This window comes from Micromonospora sp. NPDC047074 (assembly GCF_040643815.1).
Classification (GTDB): domain Bacteria; phylum Actinomycetota; class Actinomycetes; order Mycobacteriales; family Micromonosporaceae; genus Micromonospora.
The window spans coordinates 204,110-221,722 of the sequence record NZ_JBEYVB010000006.1 but is presented as its reverse complement, the minus strand read 5'-3'; the positions used below and the strand labels follow the sequence as shown (position 1 = coordinate 221,722).

Sequence of the window (17,613 nt, the reverse complement as noted above, 5' to 3'; positions counted from 1 at the left end):
GCCGGACGGACGACGCCGCCGGCCCGACCGGGCAGGCCCGGGATCAGGAAGCGGGTCAGCCCAGCGGCCCGAACTCCGTCGCATCCGCGCCGACGCCGCCACCGGGCAGGCCCGGATGCAGGAAGGCGCGGCCGGTGCTGGAGTCAGCGACCAGGAGGTCGTCGTGGCTGTCGGCGTCGGAACGGAGCGTGACCAGCTCGTTCCGACCCGTCCAGCCCCCCGAAGCGATCTCGACGCGGGACCCGAGCGGGCCGCCCGCGGTGGTGCCCGGATAGAGCCACAGCTTCCCCGTCGCCTTCTCCACCGCCAGCAGGTCGTCGTGGGTGTCCCGATTCACCTGGCCGCGGACCAGGGCGCCCAGGGCGTTCCATCCGCCCTCGCCGATGATCGTGCTGGATCCCCAGGTGCCTCCGGCGGCGGTGCCCGGGTAGAGCCGCAGCTTGCCCGTGTTCGTCTCCACCGCCACGACGTCGTCGTACTCGTCGCGGTCGAACCGGCCGCCGGTCAACCGTTCCAGCCCGAGCCAGTTCGCGCCGACCTGCTTCCGGGCTCCCCAGCCGCCCTGGCCGTTGCCGGGATAGAGCCAGAGTGCCCCGCTGCTCAACTCGATCGCCAGCAGGTCGTCGTGGGCGTCCCGGTCGAACCGTCCCGCCACGAGGTCGCGGTAGCCGTTCCACCCGTTCCCGACCGGCATGCGGGCGCCGAAGACGCCGACGGCGGTGCCGGGGTACAGCCAGAGCCGCCCGGTGCCCTTCTCCAGACCGATGAGGTCGGGGTGGTCGTCCTGGTTGAATTTGCCAGTGACCGCTTCGAACAGACCGTGGGGCTGGAGGTGGGGGAGGCGACCGAGTGGTTGTACCCGCGCGCCCAGCGCACCGCCGGTGGCCGTGCCGGGATGGAGCCAGACCTGGTCACCCTCGACGGCGAGCAGGTCGTCGTATCCGTCCGGGTTCAGGCGACCCGCCGCAACGGAGTGGTAGCCCTTTCCGTCCCCCGCGATCTTGACAACTGTGCCCCAGTCTGAGCCGCCGGCGGCCGTTCCCGGGTACATCTGGATGTCACCGCTGCTCTTGTCGACGACGACGAGATCGTCATAGGTGTCGCCCCGGTTGAACCGACCGGCGGCCAGTTCCCGCTTCAGCTGCCAACTGCTGGTGCCGATGATGGTGGAGGTGCCGAAGAACGAGCCGCCGGCCGCCGTACCCGGGTAGAGGAGCAGTTGGCCGCTCTGCGGATTGATGGCGGCCACGTCGTCGTAGGCGTCGCGGTCGAACCGGCCGACGACCAGGTCGTTCAGGCTCTGCCACCCGGTGCCGGCCTGCACACGGGCGCCGAAACCGAACCCCTGGACCGTCCCGGGAAACATCCAGAGCGTGCTCGTGGAGATCTCGACGGCGAGCAGGTCGTCGTACGTGTCGCCCTCGAACTGGCCGACGACCAGATCGCGGTAGCCGCTCCAGTCGATGCCCTGTCCGAGCTGGACCCGATCGCCCCACTGCCGCTCGACGGTCGTGCCCGGGTGCAACCAGAGTTTGCCGGTGCTCGGCTCGACGGCGACCAGGTCGTCCCGGCCGTCTCGGGTGAACTCGCCGACGACGGCGTTCGCGAGCGCGTGCGGCCGGGTCTGGACGCTCTGGCGGAACCAGCCGCCCAGGTCGTCGAGCCGGGTCTGGGTGGCGCCGTCGCGGGTCTCGTTCTCGCCGAGGCAACCCTTCTGCCAGCTGGTGTTGTTGATCGCGACCAGCTCGGCGCCGCCCGTGGTCTCGCGGAACGCCGGCCCTCCGGCGTCTCCCTTGCAGATGGTCGCGGCGGCGGTGGTGCCGGTGACCGTGACCGTGGTGGGGCTGACGCTGCCCACGGTGAACGTCCCGGTGTGCAACCGGTCGGGCACCCACTCGGTGCTGGTCCGCCCGTAGCCCGTCACCCGCACCGTCTCGCCGACGCTCGGGGCGGTGCCGCTCCACAGGGCAGGCGTGATGTCGCTGACCGGCGCGGACAGCTCGGCGAGCAGCACGTTGCGGTCGGGGTGCGGGACGACCGAGGTGACGGCGAGGCGGTGCCCGGTGATGCCGGTCAGGTCAGTCCGGCCCACCAGCACCGTCGTGGGCCGGGCCGGCGGGCCCTCGTTCGGCGCGGTGGTGCCGTCGGCGAAGCAACTCTTCGCCGTGACCACCCAGCGGGCGTCGACCAGCGCTCCGGTGCAACTCCGGACGTCGCCGAAGCTGATCTTCGCGGTGAACGGGTGGCCATTGTCGGGAACCGGTTCGGCGCCGGCTAGCGCCGAGGCGGCACCGCTTCCGACCGTCGTCGCGAGGAGGCAGGCGACCACAAGGCCACCACCCCAGGTGCGTAAGTGCCTGTTGTACAACGGTTTCCCCCGTGCGTAGTTCGGTGCCAACTCTGCGGAGCTGGCGGCCAAGCTTATCGATCTCGATGCGAGGGGTGTGCCCTGTGGACGACCGGCACCGGACGGGCCCGAGTTGTCCAGCCGCCTCGGCGCTCCATCGCGCACCAGCGCCGCCGGCCGGGACGGGTTGCGGTGCCAGTGGGTCAGGGGGCGGGTGGTGTGGGCGGTAGGTGGGCGGCGCGGACGTCCAGCAGCCACCGTTCCACCGTGGCCTCGTCCGGGCGGTCCGGCAGCGGGGTGCGGATCCGGTCGAAGTCCCGTTCCGCCTCCGCGAGCAGCGTCCGGGCCTCGTCCAGCTCGCCGTCGGCGATCCGCTCGCCGAACTGCCGGAACCACTCCGGGTCGGCGAGCCGGATCTCCAGCACGCCGGTGGCGTAGAGCAGCCGGCCCTGGTGCACCAGCCGGGCCAGGTGCCGGGCGTGCTTGGCCGTGCGCCGGCGGGTGTCGGCGGAGAACGTGCCGTCGCCCCGGGACTCCAGCTTCCGGAACTGCTGACCGGCGTACCCGAGGTAGGCGTCGCGGACGCGGGGGGCGCTGAGGAACGCCGACCGGATGGCGATCAGCCGGTCGCCGAACTCCGTCCGGGTCTCGTAGCAGTCGTCCGGCAGCCAGGCCAGCTCGGTGGCGGTCGGGTTGCCGCTCAGCGCCAGGCGGCACCACTTCGCCGCCTCGTGCAGGGTGATGTCCGGGTCCGTGGTCACCACCGACTCGCGGGGCGGGCGCAGGCCGTGGAACGCGACGGTGGGCGCGGCGAAGACACCGAGCCGGTCGGTGTCGGAGCCCGGGCCGGCCAGCCCGTACGCGACCGAGCCGACAACGCCGGAGAGCAGCAGGTGCATGCGGCGAGCATGACGCACGGCACGGATCCGCGAAACCGGACTTCCCCTGTCAGGTATCGCTGCCAGGCTCGACGGCATGACGAAACCGCTGACAGGGAAGATCGCGCTCGTCGCCGGGGCGACCCGGGGCGCCGGCCGGCAGATCGCGGTCCAACTCGGCGCCGCCGGCGCCACGGTCTACGCCACCGGCCGCAGCAGCCGGGCCGGCCGCTCCGAGATGGACCGGCCGGAGACCATCGAGGAGACCGCCGAGCTGGTCACCGCCGCCGGCGGCAACGGCATCGCCGTACGGGTCGACCACCTCGTCCCCGAGCAGGTCCGCGACCTGGTCGCCCGGATCGACGCCGAGCAGGGCCGGCTGGATGTCCTGGTCAACGACATCTGGGGCGGCGACCCGCTGACCACCTGGGAGAAGCCGGTCTGGGAACAGCCGTTGGAGGCCGGTTTCCGCAGCCTGCGCCTGGCGATCGACACGCACATCGTCACCAGCCACTTCGCGTTTCCGTTGCTGATCCGCCGCCCCGGCGGCCTGGTGGTGGAGGTCGGCGACGGCACCCGGGAGCACAACGACGCCAACTACCGGCTCTCGGTCTTCTACGACCTCGCCAAGGTCTCGGTGAACCGGCTCGCCTTCAGCTGGGCGCACGAGCTGAAGCCGCACGGCTGCACCGCCGTCGCGCTCACGCCCGGCTGGCTGCGTTCGGAGGCGATGCTGGAGCACTACGGGGTCACCGAGCAGAACTGGCGCGACGGCGCCGCCAAGGAGCCGCACTTCGTCATGTCGGAGACGCCGGCCTTCGTCGGGCGGGCGGTCGCGGCCCTGGCCGCCGACCCGGACCGGGCCCGCTGGAACGGCGCGTCCGTCGACAGTGGCGGGCTGGCGCAGGTGTACGGCTTCACCGACCTGGACGGCACCCGACCCGAGTGGGCGCGCTACTACACGGAGGTGGTGGAGCCCGGCGGCCCGGCCGACGACACCGGCTACCGCTGATCCGGGCCCGCTCCGGCGTAGCGGCGGGCCGTCCGCGCGGCCGCCTCCGCCAGCCGCGCCCGTAACTCGGGCGGGTCGAGCACCTCCACCTCGGGGCCGAGCCCGAGCAACTGTTCGTACGCGACGTCGACGGACTCGACGGGCAGCCGGGTCACCACCCAGCCCTGCCCGTCGGGCCCGTCGGCGCCGGCGACCGCCTCGTCGTACGCGAAGGGGGCGTCCGCCAGGTGCCGGAGCCGGCGCAGGCCGGCGGGGCTGAGCCGGACGGTGGCCCGCTCCCGCAGCATGCCCCGCTGGAACGCCTCGGCCCGCGCCCGCCAGTGCCCCTCCAGGTCGAAGCCCTCGTCCCGGTCGAAGGTCTCGTCGCTCACCTCGACACCGGTGACCCGGTCCACCCGGTAGGTACGCACGTCGTCGCCGACCCGGCCGACCAGGTACCAGACGCCGCTCTTGAGCACCAGCCCGTACGGCCGCAGGGTGCGCGCCACCTCGCGGTCGCCGCGCCGGTAGCGCAGCTCGACCACCCGGTCCCGCCAGACCGCGCCGGCCAGTTCGGTCAGCCACGGTGGCGGCCCCACCTCCCGGAACCAGCCCGGCACGTCCAGGTGGAACCGTTGCCCGGTACGGGCCGGGGCGTCGCGCAGCGTGGGCGGCAGCGCGGCCAGCACCTTCAGCTCGGCCGAGGCCACCGCGTCGGCGAGCCCCATGTCGCCGGCCGGCCCGGGCAGCCCGGCCAGGAAGAGCGCCTCCGCCTCGTCCCTGGTCAGCCCGGTCAGCCGGGTCCGGTAGCCGCCGACCAGCCGGTAGCCTCCCGCGCGGCCCCGGTCGGCGTAGACCGGCACCCCGGCGGCGGAGAGCGCCAGCACGTCGCGGTAGACGGTCCGCTCGGAGACCTCCAGCTCCCGCGCCAGCTCCCCCGCGGTCATCGTCTCCCGAGCCTGGAGCAGCAGAACCAACGAGATCAACCGGGCCGCCCGCACGCGTCCATCCTGCCGTGCCGCTCGACCGTCCCCAGCCGGCGGTCCGCCTCCTCCGGCGTCACGCCCACCGGGCGCACCCGGCCACGACGTTGGTCGCTGCGCAGCGGTGGGACCGTCACGGACGCGGCTTGACCCTCACGCCGCGTAAGGCGGGAGGGTGGGGTGCATGAGTGACTACTACGACGCCTTTGAGATCAGTCCCGTGCCCGATCCCGGCCCGGACGCGGTGGCGCCGGAGCCGTTCCGGGGAATCTATGGGATGCCCGCGTTCGTGACGATCCCCACGAGCGACCTGGCGGCGTCGGTGGACTTCTGGATTCGTGGGCTCGGCTTCTTCGAGCTGTTCAGCATCCCCGGCACGCTCGTGCACCTGCGCCGGTGGGCGTTCCAGGACGTGCTCCTCCGCTCGGCGGAGAGCGTCCCGGCGCAGCCACCAGTGGTCAGCTTCAGTTTCTCGTGCGTGCTCTACCAGATCGATCCCCTTGTCGAGGCCTGTCGTGCGGTGAGCCCGGACTCGGTCGACGGCCCACGGGACACTCCCTGGAACACCCGCGACGTGGAGGTGATCACCCCCGAGAACGCACGGATCATCTTCACCGCGGCGAAGCCCTTCGACCCGGCCAGCCAGGAGGCGCGGAACCTTGCAGCCATCGGGATCGCTCCGCCGGGCGCCGGTCGCGGCGACAATGAGGAGCATGCCTGATGCCACCGACGCCGATGGCCTGACCGTCGGCCAGGTCTCGACGCGTCTGGGCGTGACGGTCCGCGCGCTGCACCACTGGGATGACATCGGTCTGGCGCGGCCGTCGCTGCGTACGACTGCCGGATACCGGCTCTACACCGCTGGCGATCTGGAACGCCTGCACCGCATCGTCGTCTACCGGGAGATCGGCCTCAATCTGGACAGCATCCGGGCCATCCTGGACGACTCGACCGCGGACGTGCCCGGCGCACTGCGCGCGCAGCGCACCCAGGTCGCCCAACGGATCGACCGCCTCCAGCAGCTCAGCGCCGGCCTGGATCGCATGATCGACGCCCACGAGCGCGGCCTGCTGCTGACCGTCGAGCAGCAGGCCGCGATCTTCGGCCCCGAGTGGGACCCGGACCGGCACGCCCAGGCCCGGCACCGCTACGGAGACACGACGCAGTGGCAGCAGTACGCCGAACGCTCGGCCTCTCGCAGCCCGGAGGAATGGCAGGCCGTCGCCGACACCGTTGCCGACCTCGACCGTGCCCTCGGCGACGCGATGGACGCCGGAGTCGTCCCTGGCAGCCCCGAGGCGAACCGACTCGTCGACCGGCACCGCGAGGTCTTCTCCTCGTACTTTCCCCTCACCAGGCAGATGCAGGTCTGTCTCGGCCGCAGGTATGAGGCCGATCCGGCATTCGCCGCCCACTACGACGGCATCCGCGCCGGCCTCACCACGTGGTTCCGGCAGAGCATCGACGCCAGTGCGCGCGCCCACGACATCGACCCCGACACCGCCACCTGGCAGTAGAGCGGCTGCGATCGCCCCCACGACCGGGTCCAACTAGGCTCTGCGGTCGTGAACGCACCCCGCATCGCCGCGCCCGTGACCGGCGCCGCCGGCCGGTTCTTCGGCGGAGTCGGCCTGCTCCTGCGCGGCCTCGGCCTCTACGTCCGCAGCCCCGGGCTGATGCTGCTCGGCGTCGTCCCGGCGTTGATCTCGGGCGCGATCTTCGTGGCCGCGTTCGCCACCCTGGCGTACTTCGTCGAGGACCTGGCCGCGCTGGTCACACCGTTCGCCGACGACTGGTCGACCACCGGGCGCAGCCTCGTCCGGGTGATCGCCGGGCTGGCCTTCCTCGGCCTCGGGGGCCTGCTCGCGGTGGTCAGCTTCACCGCCGTCACCCTGGTCATCGGCGACCCGTTCTACGAGAAGATCTCCGAACGCGTCGAGGAACGCCTCGGCGGCACGCCGAACGCCGTCGACGTGCCGTTCTGGCCGTCGCTGCGGCGCAGCCTCGCCGACTCCGTACGGCTGGTGGGCCTGTCGATCCTCTTCGGCATCCCGCTCTTCGCCGCCGGGTTCATCCCGGTGGTCGGCCAGACCGTGGTGCCGGTGATCGGCGCGGCGGTCGGTGGCTGGCTGCTCGCCGTGGAGCTGGTCGGGGCCCCCTTCTACCGGCGCGGGATGCGGCTGCCGGACCGCCGGTCGATCCTGAAGGCGGATCGGCCGACCACGCTCGGCTTCGGGGTGGCGGTCTTTGTCTGCTTCCTGATCCCGCTCGGCGCGGTGCTCATCATGCCCGCGGCCGTCGCCGGGGCGACCCTGCTGGCCCGCCGGTCCCTCGGCCAGTCCATCACGGAGGGCTGACGTGGAGATCACCCTGGTGGGGGGCGACATCACGACCCAACAAGTGGACGCGATCGTCAACGCCGCCAACTCGTCGCTGCTCGGCGGCGGGGGAGTGGACGGCGCCATCCACCGGCGGGGCGGCCCGGCCATCCTCGACGAGTGCCGGGCGCTGCGCGCCTCCCGGTACGGCCGTGGCCTGCCGACCGGCCGGGCGGTGGCGACCACCGCCGGGAACCTGCCGGCCCGCTGGGTCGTGCACACCGTCGGGCCGGTCTGGTCGACCGACGAGGACCGCTCGCCGCTGCTGCGCGACTGTTACGCGAACAGCCTGCGGGTCGCCGACGAGTTGGGCGCGACGAGCGTGGCGTTTCCGCTGATCTCGGCCGGCGTCTACGGCTGGCCGGTGGAGGACGCGGTCCGGCAGGCCCTGTCGGTGCTCAACTTGTCCGCGCCGACGCACGTCACCGAGGCCCGGCTGGTGCTCTTCGGCGCCGAGACCCTGGCGGTCGCCCAACGGGTGCAGGCCGCCGGCTGACCGGGGCCGTCAGGACAGGTCGCGCAGGCAGGACCAGCTCGACCCGACCGGGCGGTAGCCGAGCCGGACGTTGATTGCCAGCATCGGCGCGTTCGCCTCGTCGTTCGAGGTGTAGGCGACGCGTACCCCGCCGGCTGCGGCGCGGTGCAGCGCCGCCGTCTTGACCAGGCGGGCCAGCCCGCGCCCCCGGTGCGCCGGCACCGTGCCCGTGTAGTCCGACCACATCCGGTTGCCGTCCCGCTTGACGAGGCTGAAGGCCACCAGCTCGCCGCCAACCTCGGCCGCCGTGCTGGCGGCCCTGTCCAGGCCCAGGTTCTCCCAGATCTCGTGGCACCAGTTCTCGTAGCTGATCGAGTCGACCGGCACGTCCTCCGGCTCGTCGGCCGCCGCCGCCACCTCGGCCAGATAGACCCGGCGCGGCTCGACGTCGGTCAGGGCGAGCAGCCGTACGCCCGGCGGCGGCTCCGGCATCGGCGGGGCCGGCCGCAGGTCGAGTGCCGAGTAGCGCAGCTCCCGGCTCGGGGTGAACCCGTGCCGGCGGGCGAACGGCAGCGACTCGGGCAGCGCCCAGGTACGCACCCGGCGCGCCCCGATGTCCCGCAGGTGTCCCAGCGCGGCGGTCAGCAGTGCGGTGCCGGCGCCCTGGCCCCGATGCTCCGGGTGCACGTGCAGGAGGGAGACCTCCCCGACGTCGCGCTCGGAGGTCTGGTCGTTGCGGTAGGCCGACACCCACCCGACCACCGTGTCGTCCACCTCGACCACGTACGCGGTCCACTGCTCGCCGGGCGGGGGCTGGGCGATCATCCGCCGGGTCGACTCGACGCCGCGCACCAGGTAGGGGTGGACGATCGCGCGCAGCGCCACCACGGCGGGCGCGTCGTCGGGGCGGGCGGTCCGGATCCGCATGTCAGCCCTCCCCGCGTACGGCGGCGACGGCCTCGACCTCGACGAGCTGGTCGGAGTAGCCGAGCACGGCCACCCCGAGCAGGGTGCTGGGCGGTTCGTGGCCGCCGAACGCGCCCCGGACCACCTCCCACACGGCCACCAGATCGTCCTGCCGGGAGGACGCCACGTACACGGTGGTCTTGACGACGTCGGTGAGCCGCGCGCCGGCCGCCGCGAGCGCGGTCTCCAGGTTGGCCATCACCTGCCGGGCCTGGCCGACGGGGTCGCCCGGCGCGACGGTCCGCCCCTCGGCGTCGAGCGGGCAGGCGCCGGCGGTGAACACCAGCCGGGCGGGCGGCTCGACCGTGGCCGCGTACGCGTACTCGGCGACGTCGGAGAGCGCGGGTACGCGGATCAGGTTCAGGGTCACGCGCGCGACGCTACCGGCGCCCGCACCACGGCTCCACGCATTAACTCCGGCACCGCTCCCTGAGGCGGGCAGGTGGAGCGCGTGATCAGGACCCTATGGACGTTATCCGGCCGCTCTAAGGTCCATCGCGTCCTGATCATCGGTCAGGGCGCCCACGCGGACACGGACTTCGTGCCCCAGGGCCAGGCGATCTGACTGCCCTGGGGGGGCGTCGCGCAGATCCCCCGAAAGCACCGGGGCGCTGCGGGAGCAAGCGGCCCTTTCTATACATAAACGTCAAGAAGGGCCCTTCCTTGCACCTCAGGCCGACTCGCGGACGATCAGCTCGGTGGGGAGCACCACGGCCGGCTCGATCGCCTCACCGGCGGCCAGCCGCAGCAGCAGCCGGGTCATCCGCCGGCCGATCTCCACGATCGGCTGGCGGACGGTGGTCAGCGGCGGCTCGGTGTAGGCGGCGGTCTCGATGTCGTCGAAGCCGATCACCGCCACGTCGTCCGGCACCCGCCGGCCGGCCTCCCGTAGCGCCCGTAGGGCGGCGTGCGCCATCAGGTCGGACGCGGTGAAGACCGCGTCCAGGTCGGGATGCTCGTCGAGCAGCCGGCGCATCGCCTCGGCCCCGGACTCCCGAGTGAAGTCGCCGACCGCGACCAGCTCGGGCAGCCCGGCCGCGGCCACCGTGTCCCGGTAGCCGGCGAGCCGCTCGATGCCGGCCACCATGTCCTGCGGACCGGCGATGGTGGCAATCCGTCTGCGACCGCTGTCGATCAGGTGTTGGATGGCCCGGGCGACCCCGCCGACGTGGTCGACGTCCACGTACGGCACCGCGCCGTCGAGCGGCCGGCCGCTGCACACCACCGGGATGCCGAGCCGGGCCAGCCTGCCGGGCAGCGGGTCGGCGCCGTGCAGGGAGGCGAAGAGCACGCCGTCGACGTGCCGCCCGGTGGTGTACCGCTCGACCCGTTGGTGCCCGGCCGGCGAGCCGGCCAGCATCAGCACGAGTTGCTTGTCGGCCGCCTCCAGCTCCTGGCTGACCCCGCGGATGATGCCGGGAAAGACCTGGTCGTCGGAGAAGACCCGGGTGGCCGCCTCCGGCATGACCAGGGCGATCGAGTCGGTCCGCTGGGTGACCAGGCTGCGGGCGGCCAGATTCGGCACGTACCCCAGCTCGGCCACCGCCCGGCGGACCGCCTCCCGGATCGGCTCGGCGACCGTCGTGGAGCCGTTCACCACCCGCGACACGGTGGCCCGCGAGACACCCGCCCGCCGGGCCACCGCCTCCAGCGTCGGCCGTTGCGCCGTCGTCATCCCCGTTACCACCGCCTCGTCACAGCCCGTTCCGGGAGATCACCTCCTGGTACCACCGGGCGCTGGACTTCGGTGTGCGGCGCTGGGTCAGGTAGTCCACGTGGATGATCCCGAACCGTCGACGGTAGCCCTCGGCCCACTCGAAGTTGTCCAGCAACGACCATACGAGATAGCCCCGCAGATCCACTCCCCGGGAGATCGCCTCGTGCGCGGCGCGCAGGTGCCCGTCGAGGTAGGCGATCCGGTCGGCGTCCACGACCTGCCCGGCGGCGTCCGGGGCGTCGGCGCCGGCCTTGTCGGGGAACGCCGCGCCGTTCTCGGTGATCATCAGCGGCACGCCCGGGTAGTCCGTGGCGACCCGTTCCAGCAGCCGGGTCAGCCCCGCCGGTTCGATCATCCAGCCCATGTCGGTCAGCGGCCCGACCGGCGGGAGGAACTCCACCGCGCCGTCGGTGCCGGGATAGGCGCTGCTGCCCGCGCCGTCCGGCCGGCCGGCGACGTAGGTGGGCGCGTAGTAGTTGAGCCCGAGCAGGTCGATCGGGGCGGCGATCAGCTTCTCGTCGCCGTCGCGCAGGAACGTCGGCTCGACGATCCGGGCCACGTGCTCCAGCACGTCGTCGGGGTAGGCCGCCCGCAGCAGCGGATCGAGGAAGATGCGGTTGTGCAGGCCGTCGACCAGGCGTACCGCCGCCGCGTCCGCGGCGCTGTCCGGGTCGGCGGGGCGCACGTCGGCCGGGTTGACGGTGATCCCCACGGTCTCCGCGCCGGCCGCGCGCAGCGCGCGGGCCGCCAGGCCGTGCCCGAGCAGCAGATGGTGTACGGCGGCGAAGGCCGCGCCCGGGTCCCGCTCGCCGGGGGCGTGCACCCCGTTGCCGTAGCCCAGGTAGGCCGAGCACCACGGCTCGTTGAGCGTGGTCCAGGTGCGCACCCGGTCGCCGAGCCGGGCGTACACCGCCGTGGCGTACGTGGCGAAGTGCTCGGCGGTCTCCCGGTTGGTCCAGCCGCCCCGGTCCTGGAGGGTCTGCGGCAGGTCCCAGTGGTAGAGCGTGATGATCGGGTCGATGCCCCGGTCCAGCAGCGCGTCGGTGAGCCGGTCGTAGAAGTCCAGGCCGCGGGGGTTGACCGGGCCGGTGCCGTCCGGCTGGATCCGGGGCCAGGCCACCGAGAAGCGGTACGCCCGCAGCCCCAGCTCCGCCATCAGCGCCACGTCGTCGGCGTACCGGTGGTAGTGGTCGCAGGCCACGTCGCCGGTGTGCCCGTGGTGGACCTTGCCCGGCGTACGGCTGAAGGTGTCCCAGATCGACGGGCCGCGTCCGTCGTCGGTTGCCGCGCCCTCGATCTGGTACGCGGCGGTGGCCGCACCCCAGACGAAGCCCTCGGGGAATCGCAGAATGCTCACGCCTTGACCGCACCTTCCATGATGCCGCCGATGATCTGGCGGCCGAACAGGACGAAGACCAGCAACAACGGGAGGGTGGCGATGGCCGTCCCCGTGAACACCTGCGACATGTCCGTGTAGTAGCCGTCGGACAGGGTGCGCAGAGCCAGTTGCACGGTGGGGTTCTCCGGATCGTTGAGGACAGCGTACGGCCAGAGAAAGTCGTTCCAGGTCGTCATGAACGTGAGCAGCCCCAGCACGGCGGCGGCCGGGCGCAACGCCGGCAGCACCACGTTCCAGTAGATCCGGGCGGTGTTGCAGCCGTCCACCCGGGCCGCCTCGATCAGCTCGGTGCTGACCGCCTGGCCGGCGTACTGCCGCATCATGAACACCCCGAACCCGGTGACCAGGGCCGGCACGATCACCGCCGGCAGCCGGTCGTTCCAGTTCAGCTTCGTCATCAGCATGTAGAGCGGGATGACGCCGAGCTGGGTGGGCACCATCATCGTCGCGATGATCACCATGAGCAGCGCGTTGCGGCCCCGGAACCGCAGCTTCGCGAAGGCGAACCCGGCCAGCGTGGAGAAGAAGACCACCGACACGGTGACGGTGGTCGCCACGATCGCCGAGTTGATCAGGCCGGTGACGAAGTACGCGTCGGTGTTGCCGAGCAGCCGGGAGACGTTCGCGCCGAAGTTGCCGCCCGGGGTGACCGGGGGCGGTAGCTGGCCCATCGCGTCGTTGGAGCGGCTCGCGACCACGAACATCCAGTAGATCGGGAAGATCGACAGGAGCCCGGCGGCGATCAGCGCCGCGTAGGTGAGCCGGCTGGCGGCCCAGAGGCGGGTCATCGTGCTCCCTCCTTCGACTTCGCGTCCTCCTTCGGGGGCTTCGCGCCGCCGAGCCGGCGCAGGAGCAGCACGTTGACCGCCGCGACGACCGCGATCAGCGCGAAGAGCAGCCACGCCACCGCCGAGCCGTAGCCGAAGTTGTAGTGGGGCGCGAAGGCGTTCTCGAACATGTACATGGTCACGGTCTGCGACTCCCGCATCGTCCCGCCCCGGATCGGGTTGGTCCCGGAGTGGAACAGCCGGGGCTCGGTGAAGAGCTGGAGCCCGCCGATGGTAGAGATGATGACGGTGAAGATGATCGTCGGCTTGAGCAGCGGCACGGTGATCGACCAGAACTGCCGGACCCGGTTGGCGCCGTCGATGGCGGCCGCCTCGTACAGGTCGCGCGGGATGGCCTGCATCGCGGCCAGGAAGATCAGCGCGTTGTAGCCGGTCCACCGCCAGTCGACCATGGCGGAGATGGCCACCCAGGACGCGAACCGGTTCGACTTCCACTCGATCGCGTCGACACCGACCAGGTCGAGCAGCCAGTTGATCATGCCGAACTCGCGGCCGAAGAGCACCCCGAAGACGATCGCGACCGCGGCCGTGGAGGTGATGTTCGGGATCAGCACCGCCATCCGGAACGTGGTCCGGGCCCGCAGCTGGCGGTTGAGCAGGTTGGCCAGCCAGAGCGCGGCCAGCAGCTGCGGGACGGTGGAGATGACGAAGATGCCGAGGGTGTTGACGACCGCGTGCCAGAAGTCGGCGTCCGCCAGCAGTTGGCTGTAGTTCGCCAGGCCGACGAACGGGTGGTCGCTGCCGAGCAGGTCCCAGTCGTGCAGCGAGACCCAGAACGTGTAGATCAGCGGGTACACCCCGAACACGGCGAAGAGCACGAAGAACGGGGCGATGAACAGGTAGGGCGAGAACCTCGTGTCGAGGCGGCTGAACCGCGTCCCCGGTGGACGTCGGCCGGTGCGGGGCGCCGGTGCCACCGGCGGGCGCGCGTCGAGCTGGGCGGTCATGCCCGAACCACTCCTTTCCCGGGTGCGGGCGGGACCGGCGCCCCCGGCGCCCACCCGCCCGCACTCCCGCACTCGGGCTACTTGGCGGCGGCCTTCTTCGCGTTGTTGACCGCGTCCGTCCAGCCCTGTTCGGGGCTGCGCTGACCCAGCTCCACCGTCCGGACGGCGTTCTCGACCTCGGTGCGTACGGCCTGGTTCTTCGGTCCCATGTAGACGGGCTTGAGGGTCTTGGCGCCCTCGCCGAAGATCTGCCCGACGGGGGCGTCGGAGAAGTACGCGCTCTTGGCGTCGACGATGGCGGGGTCGGCCAGCGCCTGCGGCGAGGACGGCAGCGGGCCCTTGGCCTTGAACGCCCCGATCTGGCCCTTGGCGCTGGTCAGGAACTTCGCCAGCTCGATGGCCTCGGCCCGGTGCTTGCTCTGGGTGGGCACGGCGAGCCAGGATCCGCCCCAGTTGCCGCCGTTGCCGGGCACCCGGGCGATGTCCCACTTGCCCTTGGCCTCGGCGCCGGCGTTGCCCTCGATGACGCCGGTCATCCACGCCGGGCAGGCGATGGTGGCGAACTTGGCCTGTTTGAAGGCCGACACCCACTCCTCGGACCAGGAGCCGTACTTGCCGGAGAGGCCCGAGTCGATGATGTCCATCGTGGTGTCCCAGGCCTGCCGGACGGCCGGGTTGCTGTCCACCACCAGGTTGCCGCTGGTGTCGTAGTAGTGGTAGCCCTGCGCGTTGCCGGCCGTCTGGAGCACGATCGTGTTGAAGATGTTGGTCGCGGCGTCCAGGAACGCGGCGCCGGTGTTCTTCGCCTTGAACTGCTCGCCGACCCTGATGTAGTCCTGCCAGGTCGGCCAGAGCTTCGACACCGACTCGCGGTCGGTGGGCAGGCCGGCCTTGGCGAAGAGGTCCTTGCGGTAGCACATCGCCATGCCGCCGACGTCGGTGCCCAGACCGATCAGCTTGCCGTCCGGGGTCGTCCCGCCCTTCCACTTCCACTCCAGGAAGTTGCCCTGGAGTTCGGCTCCGCCGTGGTCGAGCAGGTTGACGAAGTTGTCGGGGTTGGCCTTGTACTCGACCATCAACCCCTCTTCGATGGCGACGATGTCGCCCGCGCCCTTGCCGGCGGCGAGCCACTGGGTCAGCTTCGGCGAGTAGTCGTCGAGGTTGGTCCCCGTGCCCCGCTCGACGATCTTCACGTTGGGGTGGTCGGCCATGTACTGCTTGTAGAGCTCCTCGTAGCCGAACTGGCTGAACACGTCGACGGTCAGCGTGATCTTGCCGTCTCCGGCGGGTTCGTCGCCGGCGCAGCCGGTGGTGGCGAACAGCGCGGTGGCGGCCACGAGGGCCACGGCCGCCAGGCGGCGGCGCGGAAGGACACCCATTTCTGTCGGACCCCTCTCAGGTCGTCTGAGGTGGTGAGGCAGGTGGTGGAACAGAGCTGAGAGAGCGCTCTCACGACAGGGTGGTCCGTCGGTCCGGCCGTGTCAAGAGAGCGCTCTCCGAACGGGGGTCGGCCTATCTGACGGAGAGGGGCCGCCCGGATGCGGGCGGCCCCTCTCCGGGGTACGTGCGGCAGGCGCGGCGCGGCTCAGCCGACGCGCAGGCCCTCCAGCAGGGTGCGGTCGCCGGCCACGTCCAGCGTGTCGAGGCCGACCCGGCCCCAGAGCGCCAGCAGCAGGTCGCTCGCCGTGCCGCTGACCTGCGCCCGCGCGTGGTGGTCGTCGTGGTCGAGAATGGTGGCGGTGTCGAGCAGGGCCACGCCCTCGCCGCGCAGCCGGAGGAACCATTCCTGGCCCGCGTCGGGGGCGGAGAGCTGCACCACCCCGTGCCACTGGCCGGCCGTGCGGCGCCGGCCGGCCGGCAGCCAGGTGTCCAGCACCTCGCTCACCCCGTCGGCGGCGAGCTTCGCCTCGACCGGTTCACCGGCGGCGATCGCGAGCTGGGCGTCCCAGCGGTGCACGGCGGTCTCGTGCGCGATCCGGCGCGGCCAGAAGCCCGCCTTCTTCGGCTGTGGCGCCCAGTTCCAGGCCGGGGCCTCCGGGTCCAGGGCGTCGAAGAGGGTCATCAACTGGTCGTACGCCTGCTGCCAGAGCTGGAGCGGGGCGACGCCCGGCTCCGGCTCGACCGGCTGGGACCGCCCTGGCGACGGGGAGGTCGCGCCAGCGCCGGCGAACGAGTGCACCCAGCGGTAGATGGAGGTCAGGTGCAGGGTCAGGTCGGTGACGGTCCAGCCAGGACAGGACAGCACCGGTGTCTCCGGTGGTGCCTCGGCCACCGCCGAGGCGAACGCCGGGCCCTCCGCCCGGAGCGCTCCCAGCCAGAAGTCCTTCGTACCGTGCGGTCTGCTCATCGCCATCCTCCCGGGGGTGGCCGGGCCACCAGTGGGCGCCGCGGCTACTCCTCAGCCTAGGGTGAAAGGCGTGTCAGACGTCTACGCCCAGCCGACAACCGGAACCGAACCCGTCACGACGGACGAACTCGCGCGCTACACCACCCTGCGCCTGGGCGGGCCGGCGGGGCGCGTCGTCGCGGGCACCGACGCCGACGCGATCGTACGGGCGGTGCGGGAGGCGGGCGAGCGGGACGAGCAGGTCCTGATCCTCGCCGGGGGCAGCAACGTGGTGATCGGGGACGTCGGGTTCCCGGGCACCGTGGTCCTGGTGCGCTCGCGGGGCCTGCGGGTGGTCGCCGAGGACGTCGACACCGTCACCGTACGCGTCGAGGCCGGCGAGCCCTGGGACGACCTCGTCGCCGCCACCGTGGCCAACGGCTGGTCCGGCCTGGAGTGCCTCTCCGGCATTCCCGGCTCGACGGGCGCCACCCCGATCCAGAACGTGGGCGCGTACGGCCAGGAGGTGGCCGAGACCATCGTCGGCGTCGGCGTCCACGACCGGGTCGAGGGGACGCTCGGGCGGATCCCCGCCGCCGACTGCGGCTTCGCCTACCGGTCCAGCATCTTCAAGTACAGCGACCGCTGGGTGGTGCTCTCGGTCGACTTCCGGCTCGCCCGCTCGCCGCTGTCCGGCCCGGTGCGGTACGCGGAACTGGCCCGGGCGCTCGGCGTCGAGGTGGGGGACCGGGTGCCGCTGGCCGACGCCCGGGCCACGGTCCTGCGGCTGCGCGCCGGCAAGGGCATGGTGCTCGACGCGACCGATCCGGACACCCGGTCGGTCGGCTCGTTCTTCACCAACCCGGTGCTCGACCTGCCCGCGTACGAGTTGCTGCGGGAACGCGCCGCCGACATCGGCGAGCCGCCGGCCTGGCCGGGCGCGGGCGACGTGGTGAAGGTCAGCGCCGCCTGGCTCATCGACAAGGCGGGCTTCGGCAAGGGCCACCCCGGGCCGGAGGGCGTGGCCATCTCCAGCAAGCACACCCTCGCCCTGACCAACCGCGGCGGCACCGCCAGCACGGCCGCCCTGGTCGAACTGGCCCGGGAGATCCGCGACGGCGTCCACCACCGCTTCGGCGTGACCCTCCACCCCGAACCAGTCCTCATAAACTGCACAATCTGACCCCCACCCCACCCCACCCCGCCCCCGCGCCACGCCCGCCCCGCGCCCACCCCGCCCCGCGCCCGCGATCTTGCACTTTCTGCCCTCGGATTGCACTAGTTGCGGCTTATGTGAGGGCGGAAAGTGCAAGATCGACGACGCTGGGAGGGGGCGCGACGTCGCGGGAGCGCTGTCG

The 17,613-nt window shown here is 72.1% G+C and carries 17 protein-coding genes; 6 read left to right on the top strand and 11 right to left on the bottom strand.

Annotated features, from left to right (window positions below):
• Positions 1–55: 55 nt before the first annotated feature.
• Positions 56–2,329, bottom strand: coding sequence for a trypsin-like serine protease (locus ABZ809_RS12460; RefSeq protein ID WP_357562546.1), 2,274 nt, complete (start codon positions 2,327–2,329; stop codon positions 56–58).
• Between the two features lie 221 nt (positions 2,330–2,550).
• Positions 2,551–3,324, bottom strand: a complete 774-nt coding sequence (locus tag ABZ809_RS12455) for a nucleotidyltransferase domain-containing protein (RefSeq protein WP_357562545.1) — start codon at positions 3,322–3,324, stop codon at positions 2,551–2,553.
• Here ABZ809_RS12455 and ABZ809_RS12450 point away from each other — a divergent pair.
• Positions 3,323–4,237, top strand: coding sequence for an SDR family oxidoreductase (locus ABZ809_RS12450; RefSeq protein WP_357562544.1), 915 nt, complete (start codon positions 3,323–3,325; stop codon positions 4,235–4,237). The genes ABZ809_RS12455 and ABZ809_RS12450 overlap by 2 nt on opposite strands.
• Here ABZ809_RS12450 and ABZ809_RS12445 read toward each other — a convergent pair.
• Positions 4,228–5,217, bottom strand: a complete 990-nt coding sequence (locus tag ABZ809_RS12445) for a YafY family protein (RefSeq protein ID WP_357562543.1) — start codon at positions 5,215–5,217, stop codon at positions 4,228–4,230. The genes ABZ809_RS12450 and ABZ809_RS12445 overlap by 10 nt on opposite strands.
• A 166-nt stretch (positions 5,218–5,383) precedes the next feature.
• On the opposite strand from ABZ809_RS12445, the gene ABZ809_RS12440 reads away from it, so the two are divergent.
• The 4 genes from ABZ809_RS12440 to ABZ809_RS12425 are packed head-to-tail and all read left to right on the top strand — an operon-like array spanning position 5,384 to position 8,073.
• Complete coding sequence (locus ABZ809_RS12440) at positions 5,384–5,920, top strand: hypothetical protein (RefSeq protein WP_357562542.1); 537 nt, start codon at positions 5,384–5,386, stop codon at positions 5,918–5,920.
• Positions 5,913–6,716, top strand: a complete 804-nt coding sequence (locus ABZ809_RS12435; RefSeq protein WP_357562541.1) for a MerR family transcriptional regulator — start codon at positions 5,913–5,915, stop codon at positions 6,714–6,716. Before ABZ809_RS12440 ends, ABZ809_RS12435 begins: the two co-directional genes overlap by 8 nt.
• A gap of 48 nt (positions 6,717–6,764) precedes the next feature.
• Positions 6,765–7,556: an EI24 domain-containing protein gene (locus tag ABZ809_RS12430; RefSeq protein WP_357562540.1), complete on the top strand. Its 792-nt coding sequence runs from the start codon at positions 6,765–6,767 to the stop codon at positions 7,554–7,556.
• Position 7,557: 1 nt separating this feature from the next.
• Positions 7,558–8,073, top strand: coding sequence for an O-acetyl-ADP-ribose deacetylase (locus tag ABZ809_RS12425; protein WP_357562539.1), 516 nt, complete (start codon positions 7,558–7,560; stop codon positions 8,071–8,073).
• A 9-nt stretch (positions 8,074–8,082) separates the two neighbouring features.
• Here ABZ809_RS12425 and ABZ809_RS12420 read toward each other — a convergent pair whose 3' ends face one another.
• The 8 genes from ABZ809_RS12420 to ABZ809_RS12385 all read right to left on the bottom strand — a co-directional run bounded on the left by ABZ809_RS12420 (position 8,083) and on the right by ABZ809_RS12385 (position 16,276).
• Positions 8,083–8,979: a GNAT family N-acetyltransferase gene (locus tag ABZ809_RS12420; protein ID WP_357562538.1), complete on the bottom strand. Its 897-nt coding sequence runs from the start codon at positions 8,977–8,979 to the stop codon at positions 8,083–8,085.
• 1 nt (position 8,980) lies between these two features.
• Positions 8,981–9,382, bottom strand: coding sequence for a RidA family protein (locus ABZ809_RS12415; protein ID WP_357562606.1), 402 nt, complete (start codon positions 9,380–9,382; stop codon positions 8,981–8,983).
• Between the two features lie 306 nt (positions 9,383–9,688).
• Positions 9,689–10,693: a LacI family DNA-binding transcriptional regulator gene (locus tag ABZ809_RS12410; RefSeq protein ID WP_357562537.1), complete on the bottom strand. Its 1,005-nt coding sequence runs from the start codon at positions 10,691–10,693 to the stop codon at positions 9,689–9,691.
• Positions 10,694–10,712: 19 nt separating this feature from the next.
• Entirely contained in the window at positions 10,713–12,092 is a 1,380-nt protein-coding gene (locus ABZ809_RS12405; RefSeq protein ID WP_357562536.1) for a GH1 family beta-glucosidase, read from the bottom strand.
• Positions 12,089–12,922 carry a carbohydrate ABC transporter permease gene (locus ABZ809_RS12400; RefSeq protein WP_357562535.1) on the bottom strand — a complete coding sequence of 278 codons (834 nt, stop codon included), beginning with the start codon at positions 12,920–12,922 and terminating at the stop codon, positions 12,089–12,091. The genes ABZ809_RS12405 and ABZ809_RS12400 overlap by 4 nt, the downstream gene beginning before the upstream one ends.
• Positions 12,919–13,929 (bottom strand): sugar ABC transporter permease, encoded by a 1,011-nt coding sequence (locus ABZ809_RS12395; protein ID WP_357562534.1) that lies wholly within the window; start codon positions 13,927–13,929, stop codon positions 12,919–12,921. The genes ABZ809_RS12400 and ABZ809_RS12395 overlap by 4 nt, the downstream gene beginning before the upstream one ends.
• Positions 13,930–14,006: 77 nt before the next feature.
• Positions 14,007–15,308, bottom strand: a complete 1,302-nt coding sequence (locus ABZ809_RS12390) for an extracellular solute-binding protein (RefSeq protein ID WP_357562533.1) — start codon at positions 15,306–15,308, stop codon at positions 14,007–14,009.
• A 206-nt stretch (positions 15,309–15,514) separates the two neighbouring features.
• On the bottom strand, positions 15,515–16,276 hold the full coding sequence (locus ABZ809_RS12385; protein WP_357562532.1) for a maleylpyruvate isomerase family mycothiol-dependent enzyme: 762 nt from the start codon (positions 16,274–16,276) through the stop codon (positions 15,515–15,517).
• Positions 16,277–16,346: 70 nt separating this feature from the next.
• On the opposite strand from ABZ809_RS12385, the gene ABZ809_RS12380 reads away from it, so the two are divergent.
• Complete coding sequence (locus ABZ809_RS12380) at positions 16,347–17,438, top strand: UDP-N-acetylmuramate dehydrogenase (protein WP_357562531.1); 1,092 nt, start codon at positions 16,347–16,349, stop codon at positions 17,436–17,438.
• Positions 17,439–17,613: the final 175 nt, after the last annotated feature.

Bases quoted from the DNA above. Each gene is read 5' to 3' on its own strand.
- ABZ809_RS12395 (WP_357562534.1), bottom strand. From the start codon at position 13,929: ATGACCGCCCAGCTCGACGCGCGCCCGCCGGTGGCACCGGCGCCCCGC.
- ABZ809_RS12450 (WP_357562544.1), top strand. From the start codon at position 3,323: ATGACGAAACCGCTGACAGGGAAGATCGCGCTCGTCGCCGGGGCGACC.
- ABZ809_RS12440 (WP_357562542.1), top strand. From the start codon at position 5,384: ATGAGTGACTACTACGACGCCTTTGAGATCAGTCCCGTGCCCGATCCC.
- ABZ809_RS12390 (WP_357562533.1), bottom strand. From the start codon at position 15,308: ATGGGTGTCCTTCCGCGCCGCCGCCTGGCGGCCGTGGCCCTCGTGGCC.
- ABZ809_RS12385 (WP_357562532.1), bottom strand. From the start codon at position 16,276: ATGAGCAGACCGCACGGTACGAAGGACTTCTGGCTGGGAGCGCTCCGG.
- ABZ809_RS12435 (WP_357562541.1), top strand. From the start codon at position 5,913: ATGCCTGATGCCACCGACGCCGATGGCCTGACCGTCGGCCAGGTCTCG.
- ABZ809_RS12400 (WP_357562535.1), bottom strand. From the start codon at position 12,922: ATGACCCGCCTCTGGGCCGCCAGCCGGCTCACCTACGCGGCGCTGATC.
- ABZ809_RS12410 (WP_357562537.1), bottom strand. From the start codon at position 10,693: ATGACGACGGCGCAACGGCCGACGCTGGAGGCGGTGGCCCGGCGGGCG.
- ABZ809_RS12420 (WP_357562538.1), bottom strand. From the start codon at position 8,979: ATGCGGATCCGGACCGCCCGCCCCGACGACGCGCCCGCCGTGGTGGCG.
- ABZ809_RS12455 (WP_357562545.1), bottom strand. From the start codon at position 3,324: ATGCCGTCGAGCCTGGCAGCGATACCTGACAGGGGAAGTCCGGTTTCG.